This window comes from Bradyrhizobium sp. 14AA (genome assembly GCF_054185205.1).
The window spans coordinates 15,061-28,537 of sequence record NZ_JAVAYM010000050.1; the positions used below are offsets into that span (position 1 = coordinate 15,061).

General features: G+C 61.1%; 14 protein-coding genes. 2 read left to right on the top strand and 12 right to left on the bottom strand.

Translation table 11 applies throughout. From position 1 onward, the window contains the following. Window positions 1-25: 25 nt before the first annotated feature. Window positions 26-958 carry a TauD/TfdA dioxygenase family protein gene (locus tag RAD15_RS42235; protein ID WP_375849377.1) on the bottom strand — a complete coding sequence of 311 codons (933 nt, stop codon included), beginning with the start codon at window positions 956-958 and terminating at the stop codon, window positions 26-28. A 71-nt stretch (window positions 959-1,029) separates the two neighbouring features. On the opposite strand from RAD15_RS42235, the gene RAD15_RS42240 reads away from it, so the two are divergent. Continuing rightward, entirely contained in the window at window positions 1,030-1,353 is a 324-nt protein-coding gene (locus RAD15_RS42240; protein ID WP_270162937.1) for a hypothetical protein, read from the top strand. Window positions 1,354-1,604: 251 nt separating this feature from the next. Next, window positions 1,605-2,945: an LLM class flavin-dependent oxidoreductase gene (locus RAD15_RS42245; protein WP_375849379.1), complete on the top strand. Its 1,341-nt coding sequence runs from the start codon at window positions 1,605-1,607 to the stop codon at window positions 2,943-2,945. A gap of 251 nt (window positions 2,946-3,196) precedes the next feature. On the opposite strand, the gene RAD15_RS42250 is transcribed toward RAD15_RS42245, so the two are convergent. From RAD15_RS42250 to RAD15_RS42300, 11 genes are all read right to left on the bottom strand, one after another. Next, entirely contained in the window at window positions 3,197-3,973 is a 777-nt protein-coding gene (locus RAD15_RS42250; RefSeq protein ID WP_375849381.1) for an enoyl-CoA hydratase-related protein, read from the bottom strand. A 119-nt stretch (window positions 3,974-4,092) separates the two neighbouring features. Continuing rightward, window positions 4,093-4,764, bottom strand: a complete 672-nt coding sequence (locus tag RAD15_RS42255) for a nitroreductase (RefSeq protein WP_375849383.1) — start codon at window positions 4,762-4,764, stop codon at window positions 4,093-4,095. Window positions 4,765-4,800: 36 nt separating this feature from the next. Continuing rightward, entirely contained in the window at window positions 4,801-5,778 is a 978-nt protein-coding gene (locus RAD15_RS42260; RefSeq protein ID WP_458184596.1) for an NADPH:quinone oxidoreductase family protein, read from the bottom strand. Window positions 5,779-5,848: 70 nt separating this feature from the next. Continuing rightward, the gene (locus RAD15_RS42265; RefSeq protein WP_270162942.1) at window positions 5,849-6,994 is read right to left on the bottom strand and encodes an acyl-CoA dehydrogenase family protein; all 1,146 of its coding nucleotides are present in this window, start codon (window positions 6,992-6,994) and stop codon (window positions 5,849-5,851) included. Between the two features lie 209 nt (window positions 6,995-7,203). Further along, a complete protein-coding gene (locus RAD15_RS42270; protein WP_375849385.1) occupies window positions 7,204-8,415 on the bottom strand; it encodes an ABC transporter substrate-binding protein in 1,212 nt (403 codons plus the stop codon). Window positions 8,416-8,436: 21 nt separating this feature from the next. Then, complete coding sequence (locus RAD15_RS42275) at window positions 8,437-9,453, bottom strand: branched-chain amino acid ABC transporter permease (RefSeq protein WP_458184597.1); 1,017 nt, start codon at window positions 9,451-9,453, stop codon at window positions 8,437-8,439. Window positions 9,454-9,455: 2 nt separating this feature from the next. Further along, window positions 9,456-10,334, bottom strand: a complete 879-nt coding sequence (locus RAD15_RS42280; protein ID WP_375849389.1) for a branched-chain amino acid ABC transporter permease — start codon at window positions 10,332-10,334, stop codon at window positions 9,456-9,458. Window positions 10,335-10,346: 12 nt separating this feature from the next. Next, window positions 10,347-11,060 carry an ABC transporter ATP-binding protein gene (locus RAD15_RS42285; protein WP_375849390.1) on the bottom strand — a complete coding sequence of 238 codons (714 nt, stop codon included), beginning with the start codon at window positions 11,058-11,060 and terminating at the stop codon, window positions 10,347-10,349. Beyond that, a complete protein-coding gene (locus tag RAD15_RS42290; protein ID WP_375849392.1) occupies window positions 11,057-11,854 on the bottom strand; it encodes an ABC transporter ATP-binding protein in 798 nt (265 codons plus the stop codon). Before RAD15_RS42290 ends, RAD15_RS42285 begins: the two co-directional genes overlap by 4 nt. A 35-nt stretch (window positions 11,855-11,889) precedes the next feature. Continuing rightward, window positions 11,890-12,885, bottom strand: coding sequence for an NAD(P)H-dependent flavin oxidoreductase (locus tag RAD15_RS42295; RefSeq protein ID WP_270162949.1), 996 nt, complete (start codon window positions 12,883-12,885; stop codon window positions 11,890-11,892). After that, window positions 12,882-13,477: thiolase family protein (locus RAD15_RS42300; protein ID WP_458184598.1), on the bottom strand; the 596-nt coding region annotated here is incomplete at its 5' end. The genes RAD15_RS42295 and RAD15_RS42300, both read right to left, overlap by 4 nt.

The window sequence follows — 13,477 nt, forward strand, 5'->3', positions numbered from 1 at the left end:
GATAAATCCTGTCAGTGAAGCGGGATCAAGCGGCCTTGGCCGTCTGCGGTTTCGACGCCTTGATGCGCGTCACACTGCGGCGACCGTCGACACTGAGCGGCACCTCGCCGTCGATGGTGGCGCGCCGGACCACGCGGTGCTGGTCGCCATAGTCGTTGACGGCGTAATGCTGGGTTGCGCGGTTGTCCCAGATCGCAACGTCACCGGCCTGCCAATTCCAGCGCACGGTGTTCTCCGGCGCAGTGATGTGGGACTGGAACAGCTCGAACAGCTTCTGGCCATCATATTTCGGCAGGCCGACGAAGCGCTGCACGAAATTACCCAGCACGAGCGTGCGCTCGCCGGTTTCGGGGTGGACCCGTACCACCGGATGCTCGGTTTCATAGATCGTTCCGGTGAATACCTCGTCGAAGTGCTTTCTATCCGCCTCGCTCGCGCGCGTCTTCACGGCGTAGTCATAGGCGTTGCTGTGGATCGCCCAGAGCTCATCCGCGAGCTTGCGCAGCGGCGCCGGCAGGTCGAGATAGGCCGCCGCCGTGTTCGACCAAACGGTGTCACCGCCGTACGGCGGGATCACCACGCCCCGCAGAACCGAAATCTTCGGATAGGCGTCGACGAAAGTGACATCCGTGTGCCACTGGTCGGCACGGCCGCCGCCCCGCCCCGAGTCAAGCTCCAGAATCGACGACGTCCCCTTGGTCGCACCGACCGTCGGATGGGGCACGAGTTTTCCGAGTCTGACGGCAAAGCGCTCCTGCTCGGCATCGTCGAGATGCCCCTGGTCCCTGAAGAAAATGAGCTTGTGCTCGAGCAGCACCTGGTTGATGGCGCGAACGACGTCGTCAGGTAGGTCGCCCGACAGCTTGACGTTCCTGATCTCGGCGCCGAGCCGTGCCGCGCGTTTCACGATGTCGGCGCGCGGGATGACGCTGTCGATGGTGGTGGCCGTGATGCTCATGATCGTAGTCTTTCCTGTGATGTTCTGGACAAAGCTCCGCCATGCGCCGGTCGTACGAGCAGCGGCGAAGAATGATGATGACGAATGATGATGAAGTCTTGGATGTGGTCCTAGGGGATCACGTCGGCGGCTGGATGGCTCGCGGCACACGGATCCCGGCGGTACAGCTCTCCGCCATCGCGCCAGCGCAGCACCGCACACGCAGAACCGAGATCAGCCGGGCTGCTTCGCGAACGACGGGTGGATCGGATTGCCGCATGGTGAACGACCTCGCTTGGACGGTGCAGATCGTAAATGCGATCGCGATCCAGTCAATGAAACGAAACCAGCTTTGTTTTGCGCGGCGAGCAATGATCGCTTCGCACGCCAAGCGGACACGGAAATATTTACAATAGTGATGGTCGGTTGCGCCGAGTCACCGGCGTGACAGCGAGTCAAATCAGCCACGAAACAGCTCGAAGTGCTGCGTTTGTTCGTGACGACGAACGCACTCGTCTCCGATCGCCGAGGACCTCACGCGCTTCATGCTCGCTTCGCCCGCAACAACGCAAATTCATTTCATCGACAGCTTTGCGGTCATCGACATAGATTCGAGTGAAACCTAAAGCGCGACGCCGATATCCGACAGCAACCAACGAGCAACGCTATGAGCAAACGGCAACTTTCACTCAACTTCTTCATCTATCCTGACGGTCACCACGAGGCGGCCTGGCGTCACAAGGCCTCAACGACGGACCGCATCCTTGATGTCACCTACTATCAGGAGCTGGCGCAGCGCGCGGAAGCCCACAAATTTGACGCGGTGTTCTTCGCCGACGGTCCGGCGCTGGCCGACAACGTCCGTTACGCGCAGCGGTTCCGGCTCGAGCCGATCACCCTGCTCACGGCGATCGCATCGGCCACGAAGCATATCGGCCTGATCGCGACCGCGTCGACGACTTACACCGAGCCCTACAATCTTGCGCGGCTGTTCGCATCGTTGGATCACCTCAGCAGCGGTCGCGCCGGCTGGAACATCGTGACCACGAGTTCGCCGCAGGCGGCCCAGAACTTCGGCCTGCCCGCGCATCCGCCGCATCACGAGCGCTATGAGCGGGCGCGGGAATATCTCGACGTCATCACACGGCTGTGGGACAGCTGGGAAGACGACGCGCTGGTCAACGACCCTGTCTCCGGCATTTTCGCCGACACCAGCAAGATCCACGCAATCGACCACATTGGAAAGCATTTTCGCGTACGCGGCCCGCTCAACGTCTCACGGCCGCCCCAAGGGCGGCCGGTCTATGTCCAGGCCGGATCGTCCGAGGATGGGCGAGCCTTTGCCGCGCGCTTTGCGGAAGCGATCTTCACCGCGCACCAGACATTGGCGAGCGCCCAGGAGTTTTATGCCGACATCAAGCGTCAGGCGCGCGCCTTCGACCGCAGTCCCGATCAGATCAAGATCCTGCCCGGAATCAGTCCGTTCATCGCTAGCAGTCAGGTTGAGGCTGACCGCCTGCAAGAGGAGTTCAACGCGCTAATCCAGCCGGAATTCTCGCTGACCCAGCTTCGCCAGATGACCGGTCTTGACCTCACCGGATTCGACCTCGATGGTCCCTTTCCACGGCATCTGATCGACACCAGCGGCACGCAGGGCGTCGCCAGCCGTTTCAAGCTCGTGGTCGACATCGTCGATCGCGAGAAGCCGACGATACGTCAGCTCGTGCAGCGCCTCGCCGGCGCGCGTGGCCACTGGGTGATTGCCGGTCCGCCGGAGAAGATTGCCGATAGTATCCAGGCCTGGTTCGAAAACGGCGCCGCCGACGGTTTCAACGTTATGCCGCCCTTCCTGCCCGGCGGCTTCGATCTGTTCGCCGAGCAGGTCGTACCGATCCTGCGCAAGCGCGGCTTGTTCCGCCACGACTTCACCGGCTCGACGCTGCGCGAGCATTACGGGCTCGAGCGGCCGGCGAGTATGTATGCGGGGAAGATTCAGGCGATCGCCTGACCGTTTGAAACCGAAAATGGAGCAGTCGATTTCGGCGCGATACTCGGACACACTCGAGTGAATACTTGGGACGCGCGTAGTCGTTAAGCGCGTCCCCTAGCCGCAACACAATGCGACCCAGGCGCCCCGGTGTATCGGCGCGGGGGCTAGCGCCGATCGGTGCGCTAAGCGCTTGATCCGCTTGACGACCATCGGGTCGGAGTACGACAAGCTTGAGAAAGCCTTCATCGTTGTCGAAGGTGTCGTGGCCGTTAGCGACCCTTCCAAACCGGTTTTCGCTTTTCCGCGAAAGCCTGCGGACCTTCGACTGCATCCGCGGAGGCAAGCATCGCCTTCATTGCCGGATAATCCCATTCTTCCGACAACCCTTCCGAAACGGGTCGGGATAGCCCCCGAAGAACCGCTTCCTTTGTGGCACGCACCGACATGGGGCTGCATGCAAGGATCTCGTCGGCCCAACGCCTAGCGGCGCCCATGAGGTCGCCGCTCACCACCTCGTTGACGAGACCGAGCAAGAGCGCCTCTTCGGCGTTGACCCGCCGCCCCGTCAGCATCATGCCCATCGCTCGCTTGAGCCCGATCTCGCGGGGCAACCGTTGGATTCCTCCCGCGAGCGCCGCCAGGCCGACGAGCGGCTCAGGTAAAGCAAACACGGCGTTTTCAGACGCCACGACAATGTCGCATGCAAGCGCGATCTCGAAACCGCCGCCCATTGCTACTCCGTTGACCGCGGCGATCACCGGCTTTGCGAGATCAAAGCGCTTCGTTATACCCCCGAAACCCTTTGGCGGAGTTGTGAGTCCACCGCCAGCAGCCTGCTGCTTTAGATCGTGGCCTGAGCAGAAGGCTTTCTGCCCGGCTCCCGTGATGATCGCGACCCACTGTTGCTCATCCGTGGCGAACTCGTCGAAAATCTCTTCAAGTTCGCAATGGCAAGCCGAGTTCAAGGCGTTGTGTGCTTCAGGCCTGTCGATGGTAACGATTGTGCAGTGTCCGTCGCGGGAAACTTTGACATATTCGTAAGTCATCAGCGTTCAGCCTTTTGAAGTTGAGCAAGACGGATAGTCGGCGATTGCCCCGGCGGCCCATCCAAACTCAAAAGTTTCGACAGTTCCGCGATGCGCGCACATTCCGAACGCCATCTCCATCAAAATCCGATGAAGGTTGTAAATTCCGACAGGTCTGCGCGATCAGCACGCAAACTGTTGATCGGATGTGCGGGATCCATGTACCCCAGGGCCATGCCGCAAAAAAGCATCAGATGGGAAGGCAATCCGATGAACTCCGCCACTGTCTTGTGCCAGAGCGCCCAGGCTTCCTGCGGGCAGGTACTCAATCCCTTCTCCACCGCAAGCAGCATGACCGACTGCATGTACATGCCGAGGTCAGCCCATTGCCCAGGCTCCATCTGGCGATCGATGGCAAAGAACAGGCCGACAGGCGCGCCGAAAAAGCTGAAGTTCTTTGCAAGCTGCTTGAGGCGTGCCGCCTTGTGCTCGCGCGGAATTGCGATCGTGCGGTAGAGATCCTCGCCGTTTTTCAAGCGCCGAGTTTTATACGGCTCCTTCAGGTCGGGCGGATAGATATTGTATTCCGGCTGCTCTCCCATCGGATTATCCTTGATCCGCTCGGCCATCAGCGCCTTGAAGCGCGACAGTTCTTGGCCACCGAGCACCCACACGTGCCACGGCTGTAGATTTCCGCCAGACGGCGAACGGCCGGCAGAAAGCAGGATCTCCTTAACGATCTCTCCGGGGACGGGAAAGTCCAAGAACGCCCGGACCGAGGTCCGCGAATTGAGCGCGTCCGACACGTTCATGTGAATGTCTCCAAATACCTTAAACGAGGAATGTCGTCAGCCGATCCGGACGACCATCTTTCCGAGTGCCGAGCGCGTCGTCATCGCTTTGAACGCTTCGTGGAAGTCCTCGAATGCGAAGACCTTCCCTACGACGGGAACGAGCGTCTTCTCGCTCAACCAGGTGAAGAGCTGCGCGATCACTCGATCCCGCACGTCGGGTTCGCGACGACCGATCTGCGCAAGGTCGACACCCAGCAGTGCCCCTCCCTTCAGAAGAGGCAGGTTGAAACGCAGTGCAGGAATCGTTCCAGACGCAAAGCCGACCACCAAGTGCCGCCCATTCCAGGCGATCGACCGGAATGCTTGGAGGCTCACGTCACCACCGACTGGATCATAGATCACGTCGGCGCCGTGACCACCGGTTAGTTCCTTAAGCGCATCGCGCCAATCTTCACGCGTGTAGTCCAGACCTGCATCCGCGCCAAACTTCATCGCGAACTGCCTCTTCTCCTCGGTCGAAGCCGCCGCAATGACGCGGCCGCCGAGCAACTTTCCGATCTGAACAGCCGCTATTCCTACGCCGCCGGCGGCCCCCAAAACCAAGAGTATCTCGCCGCTCTGTAGCTTTCCCCGAGCGCTGAGTGCGTAGAGCGCCGTCAGGTAGTTAGCGAAGAACGAGGCGCCGACCTCGGGCTCAATGCCTTTTGGCGTCACGAAAAGGTCCGTGGCCGGCACGCTAATATATTCGGCAAGGCCGCCACTTCTGACCATGCCGATGACCGGCGTACCCGAAGCGAAGCCCTCAACATCTGCAGCCGCCTCGTCGACGATGCCCGCAAACTCCGAGCCGGGCGTAAACGGCAACGGGTCCTTGGTCTGGTACAGGCCCTGCACCTTCAAGCCATCGACGAAGCCGACGGCGGCGGCCTGAATCCCGACGCGGACCATTCCCGCCGACAATTCCGGCTTAGCGACCTCTTTGATGGTGATATTGTCGATATGGTCGTAGTTCTCAACCAAGACTGCTTTCATGACATCCTCTTGAGCGAGCCGACCCGTCGGCCACGAGTTCACGCGATGGAATTCAGCCAATTACGACGGCCTAAAGTGCCCTGGCGATCACTTCCTTCATCATTTCACTTGTCCCTCCGTAGATGCGCTGAACCCGTGCATCAGCATACATGCGTGCGATGAGGTACTCATTCATGAAGCCGTACCCGCCATGCAGCTGCAAACACTCGTCGATGACCTTGCCTTGCTGTTCTGAGGCCCAGAGTTTGGCCATCGAAGCCGTCGCTGCGTCGAGCGTGCCGTCAACCAGTGCTTCGACGCACTTATCGACAAAGCTGCGCGCAACCTTCGTGACAGTGGCCAATTCGGCGAGCCTATATTTTGTGTTCTGGAATTCAGCGATCGGTTTTCCGAACGCCTTGCGTTCGCGGACGAAGGCAAGCGTTGCCTCCAGCGCCCCCTCCATTGCCGCCACCGCCATCACACCAATAATGGTGCGCTCATAAGGCAGGTCGGACATCAATTGATAGAAGCCATGACCTTCCACTCCGCCGAGGAGATTTGACGCTGGCACGGCGACTTCGTCAAAGAACAATTCGGACGTATCTTGCGCCTTCAGTCCGAGCTTATCGAGCACGCGGCCGACCCTGAAGCCCGGAGCTTTTGCGGTCTCAACTAGAATGATCGACATTCCGCTCGCTCGCTCAGCCGGGCTGGTCTTCGCGACAACCAGCACCAATCCTGCAAGGAGGCCGTTAGATATGAACGTCTTGGAACCGTTGATCACGTAGGTGTCGCCGCGCCTCTCGGCGCGAGTTCGAATAGATTGAAGATCCGAGCCCGCCCCCGGCTCGGTCATTGCGATGGCGCCGACCAATTCTCCACTCGCCAAGCGCGGCAGATATTCGCGCTTTTGCGCCTCGGTCCCGTGGTTGAGCAGGTAGTGGGCCACAATCGTGTGCACAGACGGATTCATTCCCGTCAAACCGCGCCGTGACATTGCGTCGTAGAGGATCGCCTCATGGCGAAAATCGCCGCCGCCGCCGCCATACTCTGTCGGAATGTCCGAACACAGAAGCCCAAGTGCTCCAGCCTTTAGCCACAGTTCGTGCCCGACATTGCCCCGCTCACGAGCTTCTTCATCCAGCGGCACCATCTCCTTCTCGATGAAGCGTGACACAGTGTCGCGATACATTTCGAGGTCAGAATCGAGCCAAGAGGGTTGAAAGTTGATCATGCGCTTCACTCGTCGTTAAGACGAACGCAAAACTGCGTTCATTTGCCCCTTGCATCCGCAAAACAGAGCTGCCCCGTTCACTTGGATACCGATCCGATCGCCCCCTATCGGACGCGACCGCTTACGGGCTTCCGCGCACGCCCTTCAACAAAGCCCCTGACATCAGAACTGTTGTGCAAAGGGCATGCGCGGAATACTCCGAGACCGGATCAATCGTCCGTGTCGCCGTTGATCACGTCACCAAACAGCTCCCACTTCTCGCCGCTAAGGCGCATCAGACGCAATTGACTGATCGGCGCAAAGTCGGTCGGCGAGGTGTTCACGTAGATGCCCGGCAAGAGCGCCTCGGTCCGCCAATCCTTCAGGTTCGCAGCCTGCTTCATGACATTCTCGCGGGTGAGATCGTCCCCGCACTGCTTCAATGTCTGGGCCAGCGTCTCAGCAAGCGCGTAGCCGGTAATCAACAATATGTCCCGCTTGTTGCCTTCGGGATAGTATTTGGTGAGGAAGCTCTGAAACTCCTTCATGCCAGGGTCATTGTCCCACTGCGGATCCGACGGATCCTTCAGGTAAGTCGCGGAAACAACGCCTTGCGCATTCTCAAAGCCGGCGGGCTTGATGACGCTACCGATCGAAGAAGAAACGTTGCTGAGGATATGCAGCGGCTTCCAGTCGATTTCAGCGATCTTCTTGATTGCCTGAGCAGCAAATTTGGGGGAGCTGATGTTGACCAGCGTATCGGCACCCGACGCCTTGAGCTTGACGATATGAGTGTCGATCGTCGGCTCGGTTGTCTCGTAGCTCTCCTCGGCAATGATCCGTGCCCCGAGCTTGTCCTTGAGACCCTTCAGATAATCCTTTCCGAGGTCGTCATTCTGAAAGAAGACAGCGACTTTGGCGTTTGGCTTCTCCTTGAGAATGTACTTGGCGTAGGCGCGCGCCTCGCTCTGATAAGATGGTTGCCAACCCGTGGTCCAGGGAAAATTCTGGGGGTCGTTGAATTTCGTTGCGCCCGCGGCGACGAATAGCTGCGGGACCTTCTTCGAGTTCAGATATTTCTGGATTGCTGTGTTGTTGGCCGTGCCCAGCGGATCGAACATGAGCAGAACTTCGTCGCTTTCCACCAGCTTGCGTGCCTGTTCGACCGCTTTCGGCGGCGAGTACGCGTCGTCATAGCTGATGAAGTTGACCTTCCTGCCGTTGATGCCACCCTTGTCGTTGGTCATCTTGAAGTATGCGGCCTCCACCTGGCCGATGACGCCGTAAGCAGATCCTGGACCACTATACGGCATGAGATTTCCGACCTTGATCTCGGTGTCGGTGGCGCCGGTATCATACTTCTTCTGCGCCTGCGCGGCACCGGAGGCGAGCGTAATGACTGCTGTCACCAGGGCAGTCGTCTGTATAGTTCTGCCAAACATAAGAGGTCTCCTTGTTGCATTTCAGTTCTGTTTAGTTTTGGCGATCCAGCCTTGGCCCAGGATCGCGACCTGCCTTGCGCCATGCGGCACGAGGTAGATGACGGCGAACAGCAGCACGCCGAACACGGCGCCGGAGAGGCCCTTGGAGATGCCTTCCGCGATGTTCGGCACGAAGATGATGAAGGCGGCGCCGACGATCGAGCCGGGGAGCCAGCCGACGCCGCCGACGACCATGCCGAGGAACAGCTGGATCGCCAGCGTGATGGTGAAGCTGTCGGGCGCGACGAACTGCACCGCGATGGCGCTCAGGCCACCGGCGACGCCGGTGATGGCGGCGGAGACGCCGAAGGCGAGCGTCTTGTACAGCGCGACGTTGATGCCCATGGCCGAGGCCGCGATCTCGTTGTCGCGGATCGCCATGAAGGCGCGGCCCGAGCGGGAGCGCAGCAGGTTGACCGAGAAGATGTAGATCGCGAGCACGACGACGAGCGTGAAGTAATACAACCACATGTCCTGCGACATCGGCAGGCCGAACGGCGCATCGGGCTTGGTGACGACGAGGCCCTGCACGCCGCCGGTCCAGTGCTCGAGGAAGTTCAGCTTGAGCAGCTGCGGCATCGCGGTGGCGAGCGCGAAGGTCGCAAGCGCCAGGTAGACGCCGGAGAACCGCAGCGCCGGCTGGCCGAACAGGAAGCCCGCGCCGAAGCAGAGCACGGCCGCAACCGGCAGACAGAGGAAGTAGGGGACGTTGAACTGCTCCATCATCACGGCGGTGACGTAGGCGCCGATGGCGTAGAACGCGCTCTGGCCGAGCGAGAACTGGCCGCTTCCGCCGGTCAGGATGTTCAGCGCCAGCACGGCCAGGCCCAGGTACAACAGCTGGGTCAGCTGGAAGATCACGAAGTTCTTCGCGAACAAGGGAATGGCAATGAGAAGCAACAGCACCACCACCGAGGTGCCGGTGCCCAGCGTCATGGCCCGCTTCGGAACGGCTTCGACCGCCGCGTGGCCTTCGACGACTTCTTCTGCTGCGCTCATGATCAAACTCGCTTGACGATGTGCCGGCCGAACAGGCCAGCGGGTTTGACGACCAGGACGGAGATGATCAGCGCGAGCGCGATCGGCAGTTTCAGCTCATTGCCGACGCCGGGGATGTAGGTGCCGGCGAGGTTCTCGAAGATGCCGACCAGGAAGCCGCCGACCACGGCGCCGAACGGGCTGGTGAGACCGCCGAGCACCGCGGCGGCAAAGCCGTAGATCAGCACGCCGCCCATCATGTTCGGCTCCAGGAACACGACGGGGGCGATCAGCATGCCGGCGATCGCGCCGATCGCGGTCGCCATGCCCCAGCCGAGCGCGATCATCCAGCTCGTGTTGATGCCGACCAGACGGGCCGATTCAGGCACCGAGGCGGCGGCGCGCATGGCGAGCCCGATCCTGGTGTACTGGAAGATGAAGTACAGGCCGAGCAGCAGCAGCACGGTGACGCCGATCATGCCGGCCTGGTGGGTCGAGATCAGCTGGCTGCCCAGGAACGGCGAGGACCCGAACGGGGTCGGATACTGCTTGATGGTGAAGTCCCAGATCAGGCCGGCCGAGGAGTTGATGATCGCGAACAGCGCGATGAAGCCGGCGACGTTGGTCAGCACCGGGGCCTTCGCGAGCGGCTTGAACAGGATGCGCTCGATCGCGATGCCGCCGACGAAGGAGAATGCCAGCGTGATCACGAACGCGGCCCAGTAGGGCACGCCCCACTGCATCAGCTGCCAGGAGATGAAGGTCGAGAACATCGCCATCTCGCCCTGCGCGAAGTTGAGATGGTCGATGGCCTGGTAGATCATGACCACGGCGAGCGCCATGCAGGCGTAAATCGCGCCCGTGGCGATCCCGGCCAGCACCTGGTTGGTGAACAGCTCCATCGTGCCGGCTCCTCAGTAACCCAGATAGGATTTGCGGATTTCTTCGTTGTTCGCGATGTCCTTGGCCTTGCCCGACATCACGATGCGTCCGGTCTCGATCACATAGGCCTGGTCGGCGAGCTCCAGCGCGAGCTGGGCGTTCTGCTCGACCACCAGGATCGACACCTTGTCCTCGCGGTTGATCTTGCCGAGGATGCCGAACAGGTCGCGCACGACCAGGGGCGCCAGTCCGAAGGACGGCTCGTCCAGCAGCATCAGCCGCGGCCGCAGCATCAGCGCGCGGGCGACCGCCAGCATCTGCTGCTCGCCGCCGGAGAGCGTGCCGGCCTGCTGGGTGTGCCGCTGCTTCAGCACCGGGAAATGCGCATACATGCGCTCGATGTCGGAGACGATGCCGGCATTGTCCTTGCGGGTGATGGCCCCTAACTGCAGGTTCTCCTCCACCGTCATGGTGGTGAAGGTGCCGCGGCCCTGCGGCACATGGGCGATGCCGAACCGGACGATGCTTTCGGTGGAGCGGTTGTTCAGCGGCTTGCCGTCGAACTCGATGCCGCCGGTGGAGCGCACCATGTTGCAGATCGCGCGCAGCGTCGTGGTCTTGCCGGCGCCGTTGGCACCGAGCAGCGTCGTCAGCGAGCCCTCGCTGAGCGAGAAGGACAGGCCATGGAGCGCCTGGACCTGGCCGTAATAGGCGCGCAGGTCCTTGACGTTGAGCAGCGTCGTCATTGGTCCTTGCTCCCGAGATAGGCCTTGATGACGTCGGGGTCCGCCTGCACCTGGGCGGGCGTGCCTTCCGCGAGCTTCTTGCCGAAATTGAGCGCGACGACGTGGTCGGCGATCGACATCACGAGGCCCATGTGATGCTCGACCAGCAGCACGGTCATGTGGCGGTCGTCGCGGATGCGGCGGATCAGGTCGCCGAGCACGTAGACTTCCTCGTGGTTGAGGCCGCCGGCCGGCTCGTCGAGCAGCAGGATCTTCGGATCGGCCGCCAGCGCGCGCGCCAGCTCGACGCGCTTCTGGGTGCCGAAGGGCAGGCCGGACACCACGGTGTGGGCGACGTCCTCGAGGTCGAGATAGGCGAGGATCTCGTGCACCTTTTTGTTGACGTCGGTCTCGCTGCGGCGAATCCAGGCGAGGCGCAGCGAGTCGCTGATGATGTCGCTGGAGGTGCGCGCATGCGTGCCGACGCGGACGTTGTCCATCACCGACAGGTTGGGAAACAGCGCGACGTTCTGGAAGGTGCGGCCGATGCCGATCTCGGCGATCCGGTGCGGCGGCCGCGACAGGATGCTCGCGCCCTCCATCAGGATGTCGCCGGACGACGGCTGGTAGAGGCGCGAGAGGCAGTTGAAGAGCGTGGTCTTGCCGGCGCCGTTGGGGCCGATCAATCCGAGGATCTGCCCCTTGTGCATGTCGAAGGACACGCCGTTGAGCGCGACGATGCCGCCGAAGGCCACCGTCACATCTCGAACCGAGAGTAACGCCTCTTGATCCTTCATTTGACTCGCTTGAATCATGCACTTCCCCACACGCCGATCCACCGGCTCTTTCTTCAAACCGGGAGACCTTCAGGCTTCAGCAATCCAGCGAGCCGCCCACCAATCGTAACTTTGGCATCGGCAACGATCCGCTCGATCAGGTGCTTGCAAGTGGGTACGTCGTGAATCAGCCCCTGCACCTGCCCGGCCCAGATCAGCCCGGCATCGAGATCCCCCGTCTCAAGCGCAACGCGCCCCTTCGCCCCTGCGACCAATGGCCGGACATCGTCGAACGCGGCGTCGGGCACGCTTGAGATCGCAACGACATTGTCGGACACGCTATTCTTGGCGACGCGCCCCGTATTCCGAAACTTTCGGAAAATGAGGTTCGTTGCCCGCTCGTCGTTCTCAACCAGAAACTGCTTCACCGCTTCGTGTATCGGAGCCTCAACCGTCGCGCAGAAGCGCGTGCCCATATTGATTCCGTCAGCTCCAAGGGCCAGCGCAGCAGCGAGGCCGCGACCATCGCCGAAGCCACCACTGGCCAGCATCGGAATGGAAATTTTGTCTGCCGCAGCGGGGATCAATACGAGGCCAGGTACGTCGTCCTCACCGGGATGCCCGGCACACTCAAAGCCGTCGATCGATACGACGTCGACTCCCATTTTCTCGGCAGATATGGCGTGCCGAACCGACGTGCATTTGTGAATGACGATGACGCCATGGGACTTGAACTCCTCCACATGCTCTTGTGGCCGGGCACCAGCCGTCTCGACCACCTTGATCCCGCTTTCGATGATGGCCTTGCGATACTCGGCGTAAGGCGGAGGTGTCACCGAGGGCAGTATCGTAAGGTTGACCCCGAAAGGCTTATCGGTCAGCGACCGGCAGCGTTCGATCTCCCGCCGCAGATCATCCGGCGTCGGCTGAGTCAAGGCCGTGATGACACCCAACCCGCCGGCGTTGGAAACTGCGCTGGCGAGCTCTGCGCGCCCGACCCACATCATGCCGCCCTGCATGACCGGGTGACGGACGCCGACAAGCTCCGTGAAGCGGGTTTGGAAGGTCATCCCAAAGCCTCGACAATCGTGACGTTGGCGATGCCTCCGCCCTCACACATCGTCTGAAGCCCGTATCGCTTGCCTCGAGCCCTCAGAGCATGGACCAGAGTCGAAAGGAGCTTTGTACCCGAGGCTCCGAGCGGATGACCGAGTGCAATCGCGCCGCCATTGACATTGAGCTTTGCGGGATCGGCCTCGATCGCCTGAAGCCAGGCCAGCGGCACCGGTGCGAAAGCCTCGTTGACCTCGTAGAGGTCAATATCGCCGATCTTCATTCCGGCCTTTGCAAGGGCCCGACGGGTTGCGTTGATCGGCTCTTCAAGCATGATGACGGGGTCGCCGGCGGTCACCGTGAGGCCAACGATGCGCGCGATCGGCTTCAGATTATAGTCCTTGAGGGCCTTTTCGCTGACGACCAGTGCAGCCGAGGCGCCGTCGCAGATTTGGCTCGCGTTGGCGGCACTGACGACGCCATTCTCCTTCAGAAGCTTGACCGAGCCGATCGACTCCAGCGAAGCGTCGAATCGAATTCCTTCATCGACGATGTGCTCTCCCCCTTCGATCTTGAGCGGAACGATCTCGCTCTTGAAGGCTCCGGATT